17 protein-coding genes and 1 tRNA gene are annotated in these 15,706 nt (G+C 70.1%); 9 read left to right on the forward strand and 9 right to left on the reverse strand.

Features of this window, described 5'->3' with window-relative positions:
* Nucleotides 1–29 precede the first annotated feature (29 nt).
* The 6 genes from ACTH43_RS09150 to ACTH43_RS09175 are packed head-to-tail and all read left to right on the forward strand — an operon-like array spanning nt 30 to nt 4,643.
* Nucleotides 30–1,043, forward strand: coding sequence for a YeiH family protein (locus ACTH43_RS09150; protein WP_441444598.1), 1,014 nt, complete (start codon nt 30–32; stop codon nt 1,041–1,043).
* Between the two features lie 40 nt (nt 1,044–1,083).
* Nucleotides 1,084–1,476 (forward strand): TOBE domain-containing protein, encoded by a 393-nt coding sequence (locus tag ACTH43_RS09155; protein ID WP_441444599.1) that lies wholly within the window; start codon nt 1,084–1,086, stop codon nt 1,474–1,476.
* Nucleotides 1,473–2,252 carry a molybdate ABC transporter substrate-binding protein gene (gene modA, locus ACTH43_RS09160; RefSeq protein ID WP_441444600.1) on the forward strand — a complete coding sequence of 260 codons (780 nt, stop codon included), beginning with the start codon at nt 1,473–1,475 and terminating at the stop codon, nt 2,250–2,252. The genes ACTH43_RS09155 and modA overlap by 4 nt, the downstream gene beginning before the upstream one ends.
* Nucleotides 2,249–3,019 carry an ABC transporter permease gene (locus tag ACTH43_RS09165; protein WP_441444601.1) on the forward strand — a complete coding sequence of 257 codons (771 nt, stop codon included), beginning with the start codon at nt 2,249–2,251 and terminating at the stop codon, nt 3,017–3,019. The genes modA and ACTH43_RS09165 overlap by 4 nt, the downstream gene beginning before the upstream one ends.
* Complete coding sequence (locus tag ACTH43_RS09170; protein ID WP_441444602.1) at nt 3,016–4,056, forward strand: sulfate/molybdate ABC transporter ATP-binding protein; 1,041 nt, start codon at nt 3,016–3,018, stop codon at nt 4,054–4,056. Before ACTH43_RS09165 ends, ACTH43_RS09170 begins: the two co-directional genes overlap by 4 nt.
* Nucleotides 4,053–4,643, forward strand: coding sequence for an endonuclease III domain-containing protein (locus ACTH43_RS09175; protein ID WP_441444603.1), 591 nt, complete (start codon nt 4,053–4,055; stop codon nt 4,641–4,643). Before ACTH43_RS09170 ends, ACTH43_RS09175 begins: the two co-directional genes overlap by 4 nt.
* Here the strand turns inward: ACTH43_RS09175 and ACTH43_RS09180 are convergent.
* On the reverse strand, nt 4,630–5,466 hold the full coding sequence (locus ACTH43_RS09180) for an alpha/beta fold hydrolase (protein WP_441444604.1): 837 nt from the start codon (nt 5,464–5,466) through the stop codon (nt 4,630–4,632). The two genes, ACTH43_RS09175 and ACTH43_RS09180, sit on opposite strands and share 14 nt — an antisense overlap.
* A 57-nt stretch (nt 5,467–5,523) precedes the next feature.
* On the opposite strand from ACTH43_RS09180, the gene ACTH43_RS09185 reads away from it, so the two are divergent.
* Nucleotides 5,524–5,997 (forward strand): MarR family winged helix-turn-helix transcriptional regulator, encoded by a 474-nt coding sequence (locus tag ACTH43_RS09185; protein WP_441444605.1) that lies wholly within the window; start codon nt 5,524–5,526, stop codon nt 5,995–5,997.
* Nucleotides 5,998–6,180: 183 nt separating this feature from the next.
* Nucleotides 6,181–8,178 (forward strand): YncE family protein, encoded by a 1,998-nt coding sequence (locus ACTH43_RS09190; RefSeq protein WP_441444606.1) that lies wholly within the window; start codon nt 6,181–6,183, stop codon nt 8,176–8,178.
* Between the two features lie 2 nt (nt 8,179–8,180).
* On the opposite strand, the gene ACTH43_RS09195 is transcribed toward ACTH43_RS09190, so the two are convergent.
* From ACTH43_RS09195 to ACTH43_RS09210, 4 genes are all read right to left on the reverse strand, one after another.
* Nucleotides 8,181–9,215: a LacI family DNA-binding transcriptional regulator gene (locus ACTH43_RS09195; RefSeq protein ID WP_441444607.1), complete on the reverse strand. Its 1,035-nt coding sequence runs from the start codon at nt 9,213–9,215 to the stop codon at nt 8,181–8,183.
* A gap of 14 nt (nt 9,216–9,229) precedes the next feature.
* The gene (locus ACTH43_RS09200) at nt 9,230–10,138 is read right to left on the reverse strand and encodes a carbohydrate ABC transporter permease (RefSeq protein WP_441444608.1); all 909 of its coding nucleotides are present in this window, start codon (nt 10,136–10,138) and stop codon (nt 9,230–9,232) included.
* Nucleotides 10,139–10,150: 12 nt separating this feature from the next.
* Nucleotides 10,151–11,173, reverse strand: coding sequence for a carbohydrate ABC transporter permease (locus ACTH43_RS09205; RefSeq protein WP_441444609.1), 1,023 nt, complete (start codon nt 11,171–11,173; stop codon nt 10,151–10,153).
* An 85-nt stretch (nt 11,174–11,258) separates the two neighbouring features.
* Nucleotides 11,259–12,530, reverse strand: a complete 1,272-nt coding sequence (locus ACTH43_RS09210; RefSeq protein ID WP_441444610.1) for an ABC transporter substrate-binding protein — start codon at nt 12,528–12,530, stop codon at nt 11,259–11,261.
* 255 nt (nt 12,531–12,785) lie between these two features.
* Between ACTH43_RS09210 and ACTH43_RS09215 the strand changes: the two genes are divergently transcribed.
* Nucleotides 12,786–13,802 carry an NAD(P)H-dependent flavin oxidoreductase gene (locus ACTH43_RS09215; RefSeq protein WP_441444611.1) on the forward strand — a complete coding sequence of 339 codons (1,017 nt, stop codon included), beginning with the start codon at nt 12,786–12,788 and terminating at the stop codon, nt 13,800–13,802.
* A gap of 118 nt (nt 13,803–13,920) precedes the next feature.
* Here the strand turns inward: ACTH43_RS09215 and ACTH43_RS09220 are convergent.
* From ACTH43_RS09220 to ACTH43_RS09235, 4 genes are all read right to left on the reverse strand, one after another.
* A tRNA-Ala gene (locus ACTH43_RS09220) sits at nt 13,921–13,993 on the reverse strand.
* Nucleotides 13,994–14,044: 51 nt separating this feature from the next.
* A complete protein-coding gene (locus tag ACTH43_RS09225; protein WP_441444612.1) occupies nt 14,045–14,677 on the reverse strand; it encodes a histidine phosphatase family protein in 633 nt (210 codons plus the stop codon).
* Nucleotides 14,674–15,051: a ribosome silencing factor gene (gene rsfS, locus ACTH43_RS09230; RefSeq protein ID WP_441444613.1), complete on the reverse strand. Its 378-nt coding sequence runs from the start codon at nt 15,049–15,051 to the stop codon at nt 14,674–14,676. The genes ACTH43_RS09225 and rsfS overlap by 4 nt, the downstream gene beginning before the upstream one ends.
* The gene (locus ACTH43_RS09235; RefSeq protein WP_441444614.1) at nt 15,048–15,647 is read right to left on the reverse strand and encodes a hypothetical protein; all 600 of its coding nucleotides are present in this window, start codon (nt 15,645–15,647) and stop codon (nt 15,048–15,050) included. Before ACTH43_RS09235 ends, rsfS begins: the two co-directional genes overlap by 4 nt.
* Nucleotides 15,648–15,706: the final 59 nt, after the last annotated feature.

The following is a 15,706-nucleotide window of genomic DNA, read 5'->3' on the forward strand; positions in this document are numbered from 1 at the left end:
TCGCGGCGCGGGATGGGACGGTTCAGCCCATGTCCCTCAGCACCCTCTCCGCTCCCCCGGTCCCACGACTCTCCCCTTGGCCGGGGGTCGTGCTGGCCCTCGTGGTGGCGGCGGCGTCGATCCTGGTGTCGAGGATGCTGCCGGGTATCAGCGCACTGGTGATCGCGATCGCTGCCGGGATCCTCGCCGCGAATCTCACCACCCTGCCGCGGAGCCTCACCCCGGGGCTGTCCTTCGCGGCGAAGAAGCTGCTGCGGGTGGGCATCGTGCTGCTGGGCCTGCAGGTGGTGCTCGGCGATCTGCTTGACCTCGGCGTCCCGATGCTGCTGGTGGTCGCGATCGTGGTCTCCGGCGGGATCTTCGGGACCCTCCTGATCGGCCGGGGGCTCGGGGTCGACAAGGGGCTGACGATCCTGGTGGCCTGTGGCTTCTCGATCTGCGGAGCAGCTGCGGTGGCGGCCGCTGCGGGCGTCACCGACCCCGAGGAGGAGCATGAGGAGCGCACCATCACCGCGGTCGCCCTGGTGGTGCTGTGCGGGACCCTGATGATCGCGGTGGTCCCTGCTGCGGCCCGGCTGCTGCAGCTGGACTCGGTGACCGCCGGGCTCTGGGCGGGCGCATCGATCCATGAAGTCGCGCAGGTGGTCGCCGCTGGTGGGACGCTGGGCGGCGCGGCGCTGACCGTCGCCGTGGTCGTCAAGCTCGCCCGGGTGCTGATGCTCGCGCCGGTGATGGCCGTGCTCAGCCTGCAGCAGCGGCGCGAGGGCGCGGCCGACGGGAAGCGCCCGCCGCTGGTGCCCCTGTTCGTGCTCGGATTCCTGGCGATGGTGCTCCTGCGCTCCGTCGTCCCGCTGCCCGGGAGCATCCTCGAGATCGGCGCGCTGCTGCAGACGACCCTGCTCGCCGCAGCGATGTTCGCACTCGGCACCGGCGTGAAGGTACGTCACCTGCTCCAGGTGGGCCCGCGCCCGCTCGCCCTCGCCGCTCTGTCCACCCTGCTGGTCGCGTCCCTCGCACTGGCCGGGGTGCTGCTGGCCACCTGAGGCGCAGAAGTCCCGCAGCTGCGGCTGTATCATCGACGTCATGACGCAGATGCGAGTTCGAGAGGCCGCGACCTTCCTCGGTGTCAGCGAGGACACCGTCCGGCGCTGGATCGAGAAGGGATCCCTCGTGGCGGGCTCCGATGATGCGGGACGGAAGGTCCTCGAGGGCACCGAGGTCGCGCGGCTCGCCCGCGAGCTGGCGGTGACGCCGGAGCTGCATGGGGCATCGACCTCCTCCGCCCGCAACCGCTTCGTGGGCCTGGTGACGAATGTCGTCATGGACACCGTGATGGCGCAGGTCGAGCTGCAGTGCGGCCCCTTCCGCGTGGTCTCCCTGATGAGCAGCGAAGCCGCACGGGAGCTGCAGCTCGAGCCGGGGAAGATCGCGACCGCCGTCGTGAAGGCCACCCAGGTCGTGATCGAGGCGTCGTGAAGAGCCTCGCCCGTCTCACCGCTGCGGCGGCCGGGATCGTCCTGCTGGTCGCCGGCTGCGGGAGCACTGAGAGCACCACCAGCACACCCAGCACCGCGGAGACCGTCACGCTGCAGGTCTTCGCCGCCGCGTCGCTCCAGGAGCCCTTCGAGGAGCTCGGCGATCAATTCGCCTCGGAGCACGAGGGGGTGAGCGTGCAGTTCAACGTCGCAGGCTCCTCGACCCTGGTGGAGCAGATCCGGCAGGGCGCTCCGGCGGACGTCTTCGCCTCGGCGGACACCGCGACCATGGACAAGCTCGTCGCCTCGGGCCTCCAGGGCGCCGATCCGGTGGCCTTCGCCGCCAACACGCTCATGATCGCGGTCCCGGCCGGCAACCCTGCTGCTGTCACCGCACTGGAGTCCCTCACCGAGGCGGACCTGAACCTCGTCGTCTGCGCGCCTGAGGTCCCCTGCGGCGCAGCCACCGAGACCGTCGAGGAGGTGGCCGGGCTCGAGTTCGCGCCGGTCAGCGAGGAGCAGTCCGTCACCGATGTGCTGAACAAGGTCACCAGCGGTGAGGCGGATGCCGGGCTGGTCTACGCCACCGATGTGCAGAAGGCGGGAGACGCCGTCGAGGGCATCGCCTTCCCCGAGTCCGCACGCGCCGTGAACACCTACCCGATCACCACGGTGAAGGACGCGGAGAACGCCGCACTGGGCCAGGAGTTCGTGGACCTCGTCACCGGCGAGACCGGCCAGCAGCTCCTGGCCGGATACGGATTCGCTCGGCCATGAGCTCCCTCCCCCGCTGGATGCTGATCCCGGCCCTGCTCGGCGGGCTGTTCGTGCTGCTGCCGCTGGTGGCGATGGCGCTGCGCGTGCAGTGGACGGACTTCGGGGAGCTGATCACCAGCGAGTCCTCGCTCGCGGCGCTGCGGCTGAGCCTGCAGACCTCCGCGACCAGCGCCGCCCTCTGCGTGCTGTGCGGGGTGCCGATGTCGCTGCTGCTGGCCCGCTCCGAGTTCCGCGGCCTCTCGCTGCTGCGTTCGCTGGTGCTGATCCCCTTGGTGCTGCCCCCGGTGGTGGGCGGCATCGCGCTGCTGTACACCTTCGGCAGGCAGGGCCTGCTGGGTCAGCATCTCGAGGTGCTGGGCCTCCAGATCGCCTTCTCCACGACGGCTGTGGTGCTCGCCCAGACCTTCGTGGCCCTGCCGTTCCTGGTGATCAGCCTCGAGGGTGCGCTGCGCACCGCCGGCACCCGCTACGAGGCCGCGGCGGCCTCGCTCGGGGCGCGGCCCTCCCGGATCCTGCTGCGGGTGACGCTGCCGCTGGTGATGCCGGCGCTGCTCTCCGGGACGGTGCTCTCCTTCGCCCGTGCGCTCGGCGAGTTCGGTGCGACGATCACCTTCGCCGGCTCCCTGCAGGGAACCACGCGCACGTTGCCGCTGGAGATCTATCTGCAGCGGGAGAGCGACCCGGAAGCTGCAGTCGCGCTCTCCTTCGTGCTGATGATCGTCGCGGTCGCGGTGATCGCCGTGGCTCGTCGACGGGTGCCCTCATGACCCTCTCCGTTCGCGCCGCCGTCCCTGAGCGCGGGATCGACCTCGAGCTCACGGTCCCCGACGGCGAGACCCTCGCCATCATCGGCCCCAACGGTGCCGGGAAATCCACCCTGCTGTCACTGATCGCCGGGGCCCTGCGGCCCGCGAGCGGGCAGATCGTCCTGGATGGTCGGGTGCTGACCGGCCAGGGGCTGACCGACCAGGGGCTGACCGGCGAGCGCCGCTGGGTCCCTCCGCATGACCGGAAGGTCACCACCCTCTCCCAGGATCCGGTGCTGTTCCCCCACCTCACGGCGCTCGGGAACATCATGTTCGCCCTGCGCTCACAGGGCGTGGGCCGGGCTCGCGCACGGCAGGAGGCCGAGCGCTGGCTCGCGGAGCTCGGCGTCCCCGAGCTCGCGGGCCGTCGGCCGTCCCAGCTCTCCGGTGGACAGGCGCAGCGGGTGGCGATCGCCCGAGCGCTCGCCGCGGAGCCGCGCCTGCTGCTCCTGGACGAGCCGATGGCGGCGCTCGACATCGATGTCGCCCCGGCGCTGCGCGAGCAGCTGCGTCGCTTCCTGGCCGAGCGCACGGCGATCATCGTCACCCATGACGTGCTCGATGCGCTGACCCTCGCAGACCGGATCGCCGTGCTCGAGGAGGGTCGGGTCATCGAGCAGGGATCGACGCAGGAGCTGCTGACCCAGCCCCGCACCGCCTTCACCGCCCGTTTCGCAGGGCTCAACCTCGTCAGCGGCCGCTGGGATGGCCGAGCGGTGGTGCTCGCGGACGGCGCCCAAGTGCCGGCTCACGCCGCATACCACCCGGGCGGTCAGGTCCATGCCGCCTTCCGTCCCGCAAGGGTGACACTGGCGGATACCGGCGGCATTCCCCGCACGGTGAAGTCCCTCGCCCCCAGCGGAGATCTGGTGCGGGTTCGTACCGAGGACCTCTCCGCGGATCTGCCCCCTCAGGAGGTCGCCGCACGACGGCTCGAGCCCGGGATGCCGGTGCGCCTTCAGGTGCCGCCCGAGGCTGTGACAACCTATCGGGCATGATCGATCTGCGCGTACTCCACCGCGAGCTCCGCGAACGGCACGGCCCGCAGGGCTGGTGGTGGCCCGGCGAGGAGCCCTTCGAGATCGCGCTCGGTGCGGTGCTGGTCCAGCGCAGCCGCTGGGTGCAGGCCGCGTCCGCGATCGCGGAGCTGCGCAGGGCGGGGCTCCTGGAGGCCGCGCCGCTCGCCACGGCCGATGAGGAGACGGTGCGCGAGCTGGTCCGGCCCGCAGGTTTCCCGCGCACCAAGCCGCGCCGCGTCCAGTCGCTCGCCCGCTGGTGGACGGAGCACGCCGAGTCGGCCGGCGGGCGGAGCGACGAGCAGCTGCGTATCGAGCTGCTCGGCGTCGAGGGCGTCGGCGAGGAGACGGCAGATGCGATCAGCCTGTACTGCTTCCGTCGGCCAGCGTTCCTGTGCGATGAGTACGCCCGGCGGGTGCTGGGTGACCGCGGGGCAGTGGTGCCCGCCTCGTACCGGGCCTTCCGGCGAGCGCTCGACCCGGCGCTCGCAGCAGCTCGCTTCGACGTCGCGGAGCTCGCCGAAGTGCACGGGCTGATCGTCGAGGAGGGAAAGCTCAGAGGTCGCTGAGAAGCTCCCTCACCGCATCGTCGAAAGCGTCGGGGTTCTCGAGGTTCGGGTAGTGGGCGCTGCCCGCGATCTCGACGTAGCGCCCCTCGCCGCCGACCGACTCGGAGAGGCGCGAGCCCATGGCGCGGTGGTCGTCGCTGTCGAACTCACCGCCGATCGCGAGCACGGGCACCTGGATCTGCGACAGCCGCGCCCAGGTATCGGTCACGGGTGTCGGCGGGAGCGGCGGGAGCGGCAGACCGTCGGGGCCGACGCGCAGATGCTGGGTGACAGTGTCCCGGGCCATGGTGCCGATCAGCTCCCACACCGCAGGGTCGACGTCGGCGCGGGTGCGCCGCGGACCGGAGGTGAAGCGCTGCAGCACCTCGACCCAGGCCTCGAGGTCGCTCCCCTGCTCGGCTGCTGTCCAGTCGGCGAAGGTCTGGAGCACCCAGGGGTCGGTGAACACGGGTTCGCTGGTGCCGGTGCCGCTGCACACGAGAGCCGCGATGCGCTGAGGGTGCTCGAGGGCGAGATCCACTGCGGTGCCGCCTCCCATCGATACGCCGATGGGGACTGCGCGGTCGATTTGCAGGGAATCCATCAGGGCGATCACGTCGTCGGCGAGGCGGTAGGGCTGCTCGGCATCCGAGGACTCGCCGTGACCACGGGCGTCGATCGCGAGCACCCGATACGCGGGGTGTGCGGTGAGCTGGGGATGCCAGCTGCGCTTGTCCACCGCGCCACCGTGGAGAAGCAGGAGGGGTAGGGCGTCAGACGGTCCGGACTCGACGTAGGCGATGCGCTGGTCCGGGAGGTCGAGGAACATCGTCTCAGGAATCATGACACCCAAGGTGTCATAGATGGGCAATCTTGACAACCTTGGTGTCATACTCGGGACATGATCGCCCCCCTGCCTCCCGCAGCACTCGCCGACCGCCTCGCCGAGGTCTACCTTGCCCTCGGCCCCGTCTACCGCCGGGTGGCCCGGATCGTGGAGCAGGACGGCCGACGCAGTGGGCTGTCCGTCGGAGTGCGCAATGTATTGGACCAGCTGCGCCGCAGCGGTGAACGGACGGTGCCGCAGCTGGCGGGCGCCCAGGAGCTCAGTCGCCAGTACGTCCAGCGCATGGTCGACGAGGCGCGAGAGGCCGGCCTGGTCGAGCTGGTGGCGAACCCCGCGCATCAACGCTCCCACCTGGTGCACCTGACCGCCGCGGGAGAGAGGTCGATCGATGCCGTCACCGCCCGCGAGCACGAGCTGCTGGCCTCCGTGGGAGGCGACCTCACCGGCGCGGAGCTCGAGGCGACCCTGCGGGTGCTGCACCACATGGACCAGGCACTGCTCGACATCGAGAACGGGCGGGAGTCATGACCGCCGCGAAGATCGAACCGACACGGGACCTCAACGAGCACCGGGCCCGCCGCGCGACCCCGGATAGGTCGCGACCCCTCCTGCGGCAGTCGATCGTCGCCCATTGACGAGTCAGCAAACGTTATCTAGCGTGGCGGAGGCACGCCGGGCATCGACGCCCGGCACTGACGAGAGGTCCTCCTCATGTCCGACCGCACACTGCCCCGCCCCAGCCGCCGCGCCCTCCTGATCGGCGGCGGCACCCTGGCCGCCTCTGCCGCCACCTCCGCCGCCGTCGTCGACCCGGCTCGTGCCGAGCCCGCACTCCCCGGTCCCACCCTCCACGGCCCCGCAGCGCTCACCGCGGCCGTGCGCGGCGCGGCATACCTCGACGGCCACGTCCACATCGCCTCCCGTCACAACCCCACCCCGGGCATCATCCGCCTGGGCACCTTCGACCCCTTCAACGGCGAGCAGATCGCGGTGCAGGATCTCGAGATCCCCTCCACCGCCGGCAGCAATGCGATGGCTGCTGATGATCACTTCGTATACATCGGCCCGGCCGCGCACTCCCATGTCTGGCGCTACGACCCCACCACCGGGACGGCCGAACCCTTCGTCGAGGTGGGCGGCGCCGGCACCTGGACCTACGGGATGAGGGTGCATGGGGAGCACCTGTGGATCGGCACCTATCCCGACTGCCGCCTGCTGCGCGTCACCCTCGCCACCGGCGAGGTGGTCGACTGCGGCCGGGTGGGCACCTCGCAGTACGCCATCGCGGTCGCCGCCGACGACGAGATCGTGGTCGCCGGCACCGCCGCCCCGGGTGCGCTGAAGCTCTACTCCCCCGCCGGTGAGGAGCTCGCCGATCTCACCGAGCACCTCACCGAGTCCCCCGTCGGCATCCTCGACGTGGCGATCTCCGGCGGCACGATCTACGTCTCCAGCGGACGGTTCGTCCTCTCCCTGCGCCCCGACGGCAGCGAACGCGTGGTGCGGGACATCCCTGCCGCGGACCGGTACATCGACAAGCTGACCGTCACCCCGGACGGCCGGGTGCTCGCCCTGGCCCGGCTCACCTCGAACTACTACGAGGTGACGGCCGACGGTCTCGAGCACCTCGGACAGCCGTGGCAGGACGTCGAGAACCAGGGCTTCTTCGCGATCGACGACAAGACGGTGGTGGGGGTCAGCGGTGTGGGCCACGTGTGGAGCTCCCCGCTCGGTGGGGAGGCGCTCGTGACCTCGACCGCGACCACCGACTTCGGCTACCCCGAGGTGGTGCAGTCGGTGCTGCTGCACTCCAACGGGGACGTCTGGGTGGGCGGGCACTTCGCGATGACCGTCCATCACCCGTACACGCCGCGCTTCCCCGGTGATCGTGGCACCGGCGGCGGCCGGGAGCTGGATCGCCTGGAGGCCGACGGCGAGCCGAAGTCGCTGGCCGAGCTCGCCGACGGCACGGTCGTCGCCGGAATCTACCCCTCGACCCAGGTGGTCGCCTACCACCCGGACACTCATGAGTCGACGGAGCTGGGCGTCATCGACCATGAGCAGATGCGCCCGCTGTCGATGGCGGCGGACGATCGTCGCGGGCAGATCATCGTGGCCACCACCGCGAAGCACGGCCTGTTCACCGGGGCGCTCACCTTCGCCAACCCCGCGACCGGCGAGTTCGAGGTGCGCCGGGACCTGGTGCCCGACCAGAACCTGCGCAACATCGTGGTGGACGGCGACTTCGCGTATACCGCGGGCGACACCTGGGCGGAGGCCTCCACCGAGCGCAAGCTCCTGGTCGCCACGATCACCGAGATCGACCTGCGCACCCGCACCGTCACCCGGGTGCTCACCCCGCGCGATTGGGAGTCCTACGAGAACATCCTCGTCACCGGCGGGGTGCTGTACGCGATCGGCCGGCGCCCCAACGGGGCCTGGTTCGCCCTGAACCTCGCCACCGAGAAGATCCTCGGCGAGGGCGAGACCGGCGGGTACGGCGGGATCGGGGAGCTGCGCGGCGAGGTCTTCACCTGGGACACCTGGACCGACTCGATCCAGCACCTCTCGCTCACCGGCGGCATGCAGACGATCCACGAGGCGCCGAACGGCTGGTACAACCGGCCCGACCTCGAGATCCATGCGCGCGCCCGCGGACTCTGGGGCATGCACGGCACCGATCTGGCATGGTTCCCGCTGCCTCGCTGACCTCAGGTGGTCGAACGCACCGCGAGCTCCGGGCGGAGCACCACGGACTGCTCGGTCTCGCGGCCGTTGATCAGGTCCAGCAGCAGCGTGGCCGCGAGCTCGGCGAGGCGCCGGCCCGGGTTCACGACGGTGGTGAGCGAGATCGTGTCGTCCGCCGCGGAGGCGATGTCGTCGAAGCCGATCACGGCGACGTCCTCCGGGACGCGCACCCCCTGTCCCTCGAGCTTCTTCAGGGCGCCGAGGGCCATCAGATCGCTGCTGGCGAAGAGCGCGTCGAAGGGAATACCCGATTCCAGCAGAGCCGCGGTCTCTCGCTCCCCGGAAGCGAGGGTGAAGTCGCCGAAAGAGAGCCATGCGGGTTCGATCCCTGCGTCGGCCAGCTCCTTCTCGAAGCCCTCCCGACGGTCGACCGCCGCGGGCATGTCCTGCGGACCGCAGATCATCGCGATCCGGCGCCGGCCCCGCTCGATGAGGTGGCGCGCGGCCAGGCGACCGCCCTCGATGTTGTCGAGATCCACGAACGAGGCGGTGAGCCCCTCGGGAGGGCGGCCGATGAACACCACCGGCACCGCGGCCTCCCGGAGCACCTCGACAGAGAGGTCTCCCTCATGGTGCGAGACCACCAGCAGACCGTCGGCATGCCCGCCCCGCAGGAAGCGACGCGTGCGGGCATGATCCTCCGGGCTGGAGAGCACCAGCAGCAGCTGCTTGTCGCTCGCGTCCAGCCCGGCCGTGACGCCGGAGATGGCGCTGACGAAGAAGGGATCGGTGAACACCCGGGACTCGTGCTCGGGCACGATCAGCGCGACAGCGCCCGTCTGCCGGCTGGCGAGGCTGCGCGCGGCGTTGTTGGGCACATAGCCCAGAGCGCGCACGGCCTCCTCGACCTTCGAGACCTTGTCCCGACGCACCTGCACGTCCCCGCGCACCACTCGGGACACGGTGGCCCGCGAGACTCCCGCGACCCGTGCCACATCCTCCAGAGTTGCGCCGCGGCCGTTCGCCGAGGTCTCCTCGAGCCCGTCGAGAATCGCCATGGTGGGCTCCCCTCTCAGCCCTTGACCGCGCCCTGCATGATGCCCTGGACCAGCTGTCGGCCAGCCAGGAGGAACAGCAGCAGCAGCGGGATCACGGAGATCACCACACCGGACATGATCAGGGAGTAGTCCTTGAAGTAGGAGGCCTGCAGCTGCTGCAGCGCCACCGGGAGGGTGAGGCTGTCGTCGCGCAGGATGATGAAGGGCCAGAAGAAGTTGGTCCACGAGCCCACGAAGGTGAACAGGAACAGCATCGCACCGGCACCGCGGGCGGCGGGCAGTGCGACATGCCAGTAGGTGCGCATCAGGTTGCAGCCGTCCACGCGGGCTGCCTCGATGAGCTCGAAGGGCAGGGCGTCCTCGAGGTACTGGGTCATCCAGAACACGCCGAAGGCGGTGACCAGGGCCGGGATGATCACGGCCTTGAGGTCGCCCACCCAGCCGATCTTCGCCATGATGATGAACAGCGGGATCACGCCGAGCTGGACCGGCACAGCCATGGTGGCGATGACGAAGACCAGCAGGCCGCGTCGGCCCCGGAAGCGCAGCTTGGAGAACGCGAAGCCGGCCAGGGTCGCGAAGAACACCACCGACAGCGAGGTCACCGTCGCCACGAAGATCGAGTTGAGCATCGCCGACCAGAAGTTGATGTCGGAGGCGATCACCTTGCCCATGTTCGACAGCAGGTTCCCCTGGGGCAGCAGGGAGGGCAGCGGATTGCGGGCGATGGCGCCGGCGTCCGAGGAGGCCAGCAGCAGCGCGTAGTAGAGCGGGAAGAACGAGATCACCAGGACGATGCCGAGGAGGACGTAGTTCCACCAATGGGGGCGGGCGTCGGCCCCTCCTCCGCCCTTGAGGCGACGGCGCGCGGCCCGGGCCGCACCCTTGCCGGCGAACTGTTCGATGGCAGCGGTCGATTGCATGGTCATTGCTCCTTACCGCGAGCTCTTGGCGGGGCCGCCGGCATTCGCGATGCGGCGAGTGATGAGGAAGTTGAGGACACCGAAGACGAGGATGATGAGGAACAGCAGCCAGGCGACCGCCGAGGCACGTCCGAAAGCCAGCTGCGGCCCCCAGCCGAGTTCGTAGAGGTACATCGTCAACGTCATCCATTGGCGGGAGGCACCGCCCTGCCCGCCGGTGTCGAACATGCGGGGTTCGTCGAAGATCTGCAGGCCGCCGATCGTGGAGGTGATCACGACGAAGACGATGGTGGGGCGGAGCATCGGCACGGTCACGTACCAGAAGCGCTTCATCCGTCCGGTGCCGTCGATGATCGCGGCCTCGTAGATCTCGCGCGGGACCGCCTGCATGGCGGCCAGGAAGATCAGGGCGTTGTATCCGGTCCAGCGGAAATTGACCATGGTCGCGATCGCGACGTGGGAGGCGAGCGCGTCCGAGTGCCAGCCGACGGCGGGCAGGTTGATCGCGGTCAGTGCACCGTTCACGATCCCGGAGCCGTCGGCGAAGATCTTCGCGAAGATCAGGGAGACGGCGACGGGGGCGACCACGAACGGCACCAGCACACCCATGCGCCAGAAGGTCTTCGCGCGCAGGTTCGCATCGAGCACGTAGGCGATGAGGATCGCGGCGATGACCTGCGGCACCGAGGACAGGATGAAGATCGAGAAGGTGTTGCGCAGCGCCTTGTAGAAGCTGTCGGTGCCGAGCACGAACTGGAAGTTCGCCAGGCCCACGAACTCACCCTGGCCACGGATGAGGTCCCAGTCATGCAGGGACACCCATGCGGTGTACAGGATGGGGAACAGCCCTGTGATGATGAACAGCACGAAGAACGGGCTGATGAACAGGAACGGCGTGAATCGCACGTCCAGCCGCGTCAGGGCGGAGCGCCAGGCGGGCCGCGGGCGGCGAGAGGCAGGGCCTGCGCCCGAAGGCGGGGCGGCCGAGCCGGAGCTCGCCTCAGGCCGAGGGGTCGGGCGTGTCGATGTGGTCACCGGGTTCCTTTCGGCAGGACCGCAAGCGGCGGCGGCTCCCTCAGGAGCGAGCCGCCGCCGCCTGCGGTCAGCGGGATGGCCTGAGTCAGAGACCCAGCTCGTCGTAGGCGGTCAACGCCTGCTCCCAGGACTCCGCGGGGTCCATGCCGTCGACGTCCCACCGGGTGATCGCATCGGCGAGCACCGTGTTGATGACGAAGAAGTTCGGGCCCATGAACGGCTGCACGTCGATCGCGGTCGCACGCTCGGAGTAGATCTCACCGACGGGCGCGCTGTTGAAGAACTCGTTGACCGCGCTGGTCACGCCCTCGTCGGCGAGCGCGTCGACCTGGCTGGGGAAGGCACCGACGGCCTGGAAGGCCACCACCTGCTGCTCGGGTGCGGTGAGCCACATGGCGAGCTTCTTCGCCGCCTCGATGTTCTTGCCCTGGCCGGGGACGGCCAGGTAGGAGCCGCCCCAGTTGCCGCCACCGCCGGGGAAGACATCGGCGATGTCCCAGCCCTCGACGCCGTCGGCATTGCCGGCCAGCGGGCCCATCATCCACGGCGGGCAGAGCATGGTGGCGAAGCCGTCGGACTGGAACGCGGCGGTCCAGTCCTCCTCCCACTGCTTGAATCCGGCGGAGATGTCCTTGAACTCCACGAGGAGGTCGTAGATCGCCTTGACGTCGGCGTTGTCCTTGAGCGGGACCGGGGTGCCGTCGGCCGTCTCGTAGGGATGGGTCAGCTGCTGGACCATGCCGTTGAAGGTGCCGCCGGCACCGTCGAACCACGGGATGCCGGTGTCCTCGACGAACTGCCGACCCGCCTCGAAGTAGGTGCGCCAGTCGCCGGTGAGCTTCTCGGCGAGCTCGGCGCGGTCGCTGGGCAGCTCGCTCTTGTCGATGAGGTCGCCGCGGTAGGCGAGGGCCTCGGGGCCGATATCGGTGCCATAGCCGATGAGCTTGCCGTCGATCGTGGCCGCTTCGGTCTTCCAGTCCAGCCAGCGGCCCTCGACCGCCGGATCGGCGAGGTCCTCGAAGATGTCCGAGTACTCGGCGAGCTCGGCCCACCAGCCGACCTCGACACCCTCGACGTCCGCCAGGCCCGAACCGGCGGCGAGTCCGGTCATGAGGTTCGCGCGGGCGTCATCGCTGGTCGCAGCTTTCTTATGCGTGATCTTGACGCCGGGGTTCTCTTCCTCGTACTTCGTGAAGAGCTCCTCGTAGCCGAACTCGTTGAACGTGGCGACGGTCAGAGTGACCTCGTCGCCCTCGCCACCCTCACCTCCGCCGGAGCTGCTCCCGCAACCCGCGATCGCGGCGGTGGCGGCGGTCGCGGCCGAGGCGGCCAGGGCTGACCTGCGCGTGATCTTCATGGTGAACTCCTTCGTTCGTTGCTGCGATGTCGTTCTGAGAGCGCTCTCTTGGCGGATGCCGTTTCTGAGAGCGCTCTCAAAGGGGATGTTCGCCACAGTACACGAGAGCGGAGGATCCAAAGGTCTCAATACGGTCTCGCCCTGCTGCCCCCACCTCTCCCGCCCTGCCGCGCCCGACCCTCTCGTCCTGCCGCGCCTGCGTCGCTCGCCCTGCCAGCCTCCCCACAGCGCTCGCACGTCTGGAAGGATCGGGCCATGACGCTCCTGGACTCCCGCCTCCCCCTGGTCGCCGCGCCGATGGCGGGCGGACTCTCCACCCTCGCGCTCGCTCGGGCCGTCTCCTCGGCGGGCGCGTTCCCGTTCCTGGCCGCCGGGAACCTGACCCCGCAGGCGCTCGCAGCGGATATCACCGCCGTGCGGGGGCTCGGCATCGCCTTCGGCGTGAACCTCTTCGTGCTGCCGCCGCGGGAGATCGACGAGGAGTCCTTCGCCGCCTACGTCGAGGAGCTCGGCGCGGACGCCGCCCGCGCAGGGGTGGAGCTGGATCCCGTGCCACGGCGCGACGACGACTTCTTCCACGAGAAGCTCGCCCTGCTATTCGACGACCCGGTGCCGGTGGTCTCCTTCACCTTCGGCCTGCCCGCCGCGGAGCAGATCGCCGCCCTGCAGGCGGTGGGAACGACCGTGCTCGCGAGCGTCACCGATCCCGAGGAGGCGCGGGCCGCAGCGCAGCTCGGCGTCGACGGCCTGGTGGTGCAGGGGCCGAGCGCCGGTGGGCACAGCGCCACCCACGATCCCTCCCGCACCCTCGCGCCACTCCGCACAGAGGACCTGGTGCGGCTGGTGCGCGACGCCGTGGACCTGCCGCTGCTGGGCGCGGGCGGGGTGGATGGCCCCGCCGCCGTACGACGGATCCTCAGCGCAGGCGCCGAGGGCGTGGTCAGCGGCACGATGCTGCTGCGTACGGAGGAAGCGGGCACCTCTGCCACGCATCGGGCGGCGCTCGCGGAGCGTTCCTTCCGCGAGACGGTGCTGACCCGCGCCTTCACCGGGCGGCCCGCCCGCTCGCTGCGCAACGACTTCGTGGACCGTCATCACGCCACCGCGCCGACCGGCTATCCGCAGGTTCACCACCTCACGCGCGAGCTGCGCCGCGCCGCGGGGGCGGCTTGCGATATGCAGAGCCTCCACCTGTGGGCCGGGACCGGGTGGCGCAGCGCGCCCGAGGGATCCGCGGCGGAGGTCATCACCTGGCTCGCGGAGGGGGTCTGACGGCCAGGCCGCCACCCCCACCCGGGCAGTTCCGAGCCGCGCCGTGCCCGGGACAGCAGAAGGGCCCCACCTCACGGTGGAGCCCTTCTGACGAGTCACTGTCTCACGGTTTCTCGAGTGGAGCTAAGGGGATTCGAACCCCTGACCTCTTCCATGCCATGGAAGCGCGCTACCAACTGCGCCATAGCCCCGTATCGGGTGCCGCCCGCAGGCGACTCGTCGATATTACCCCGCTCCGCAGCTCATATGAAATCGGGAGGCAGGTTGTGTGACACCAACCTCATCAGCCCGTTCGCCGGCTCCCCGACAACTGGTTCGAGCACGGAACGGTGACAGTTCTCGAGCCCCGAGAGGCCCCGGAAACCATTCGTGTCCAGGCCCAGCAGCGCTGTGATGCCCAAGGTGATCGCCGCGCCGTGGGCGACCACCATCACGGTGCCGCCGACGTGCTGCGCGACCAGCTCGCGGCAGGCAGCGGCCACCCGCTCCCCCACCACGGGACGGTCCTCGACCTCGAGCCCGAGGACCGGGCGGTGGGCACGCCAGTCGGCGTGCTCATCAGGCCATCGCCGCCTGATCTCCTCCCCGCGCAGCCCTTCCCAGAGTCCGAAGCCGCGCTCGAGGAAGGCCTCGTCGGTGGCGACGTCGAGACCGCTGTCGCGGGAGATGATGCGAGCGGTCTCCAGCGCACGTTCGAGCGGCGAGGCGACGATGACGTCCGGCGGATTCTTCGCCACCGATTCCGCGAGCGACTCCGCCTGGCGCAGGCCGGTCGGGTTCAAGGGGATGTCGACCTGGCCCTGCAGACGGCCCTCACGGTTGTAGTCGGTCTGTCCGTGGCGCACCAGGATCAGACGAGCACGGGGCTGCCTCACTCCGGGCGGCCCTCGACGATCTGCAGATCCAGGACGGGCGCGTCGCGCCACAGTCGTTCGAGCGCGTAGAAGGCGCGGTCCTCGGCGTGCTGGACGTGCACCACGATGTCTCCGTAGTCCAGCAGCACCCAGCGGGCATCACGCTCCCCCTCGCGGCGCAGCGGCTTGCGGCGGCGCTCCTTCAGCAGCGCCTCCTCGATCCCGTTGACGATGGCGGAGACCTGCCGCTCGGAGTCCCCGCTGCACACGAGGAAGACGTCGGTGATCACCACCAGCTCGGAGACATCGAGGCCGATGACCTCCTCGGCGAGCTTGTCGGCGGCGGCCTGGCCGGCCACCCGGGCGAGGTCGAGAGATTCTTCAGGGGCGCTCACGCGGACATGTCCTCCGGGACGGAATGGGTGACGAACAGATGATCGAGCAGGGCGGTCTCCGAGGCGGAGGCCGCGCCGGGGCCGATGACCCCGGTCAGCATCAGGGCGAGCAGCACGATGAAGGCGACGGCGATGAGGGCCCACACCAGCCACACCAGCGCACGCCCTCCGGAGCGCTCCGGACGATGGAGCACCTTGCCGTCGAAGCGGGGCGCGGGGCGCGGCTCCGGCGCCTCGGCGACGGAGAGCTCGCCGAGCTCCACCCCGTCGTGGTCATGGGTGAGCGTGCTCACCGGGTGGTCTTCGACGGCCGCAGGCACAGCAGGATCTGCGTCCGGGCTCCCGGTCGTCTCCCCCGCGGCGAGAGCCGGCGCAGGGGCCTCGCTGAGCTCGATGATGCGGGCACGCCGGCCGAACTTGCGCAGAGCGGGCACAGCCGCCCCAGCGGTCGGCGGTGCGACGGCGCCACGCACTCCGGGTGCCGCCTGCTGCTGTGCGGGTTCCATCGCGGCACGGGCCTCCAGGGCGGCGCTCTCCTCGGGGCTCAGCTCCCGGGCGCGGCGTCCGCGCCGCGGAGTGGTCTCCGGCTCGGTCATCGACCGTCACCTCCTGTGTAGAGGGCGTACTTGTTGATGTATTGGACGACGCCGTCGGG

The organism is Brachybacterium sp. (assembly GCF_052095815.1).
Lineage (GTDB): Bacteria > Actinomycetota > Actinomycetes > Actinomycetales > Dermabacteraceae > Brachybacterium.

What these genes read in the sequence shown, in the direction of transcription:
- ACTH43_RS09150 (WP_441444598.1), top strand. Translation starts at nt 30, where the DNA reads ATGTCCCTCAGCACCCTCTCCGCTCCCCCGGTCCCACGACTCTCCCCT.
- ACTH43_RS09155 (WP_441444599.1), top strand. Translation starts at nt 1,084, where the DNA reads ATGACGCAGATGCGAGTTCGAGAGGCCGCGACCTTCCTCGGTGTCAGC.
- ACTH43_RS09165 (WP_441444601.1), top strand. Translation starts at nt 2,249, where the DNA reads ATGAGCTCCCTCCCCCGCTGGATGCTGATCCCGGCCCTGCTCGGCGGG.
- ACTH43_RS09170 (WP_441444602.1), top strand. Translation starts at nt 3,016, where the DNA reads ATGACCCTCTCCGTTCGCGCCGCCGTCCCTGAGCGCGGGATCGACCTC.
- ACTH43_RS09175 (WP_441444603.1), top strand. Translation starts at nt 4,053, where the DNA reads ATGATCGATCTGCGCGTACTCCACCGCGAGCTCCGCGAACGGCACGGC.
- ACTH43_RS09180 (WP_441444604.1), bottom strand. Translation starts at nt 5,466, where the DNA reads ATGATTCCTGAGACGATGTTCCTCGACCTCCCGGACCAGCGCATCGCC.
- ACTH43_RS09185 (WP_441444605.1), top strand. Translation starts at nt 5,524, where the DNA reads ATGATCGCCCCCCTGCCTCCCGCAGCACTCGCCGACCGCCTCGCCGAG.
- ACTH43_RS09190 (WP_441444606.1), top strand. Translation starts at nt 6,181, where the DNA reads ATGTCCGACCGCACACTGCCCCGCCCCAGCCGCCGCGCCCTCCTGATC.
- ACTH43_RS09195 (WP_441444607.1), bottom strand. Translation starts at nt 9,215, where the DNA reads ATGGCGATTCTCGACGGGCTCGAGGAGACCTCGGCGAACGGCCGCGGC.
- ACTH43_RS09200 (WP_441444608.1), bottom strand. Translation starts at nt 10,138, where the DNA reads ATGCAATCGACCGCTGCCATCGAACAGTTCGCCGGCAAGGGTGCGGCC.
- ACTH43_RS09210 (WP_441444610.1), bottom strand. Translation starts at nt 12,530, where the DNA reads ATGAAGATCACGCGCAGGTCAGCCCTGGCCGCCTCGGCCGCGACCGCC.
- ACTH43_RS09215 (WP_441444611.1), top strand. Translation starts at nt 12,786, where the DNA reads ATGACGCTCCTGGACTCCCGCCTCCCCCTGGTCGCCGCGCCGATGGCG.
- ACTH43_RS09235 (WP_441444614.1), bottom strand. Translation starts at nt 15,647, where the DNA reads ATGACCGAGCCGGAGACCACTCCGCGGCGCGGACGCCGCGCCCGGGAG.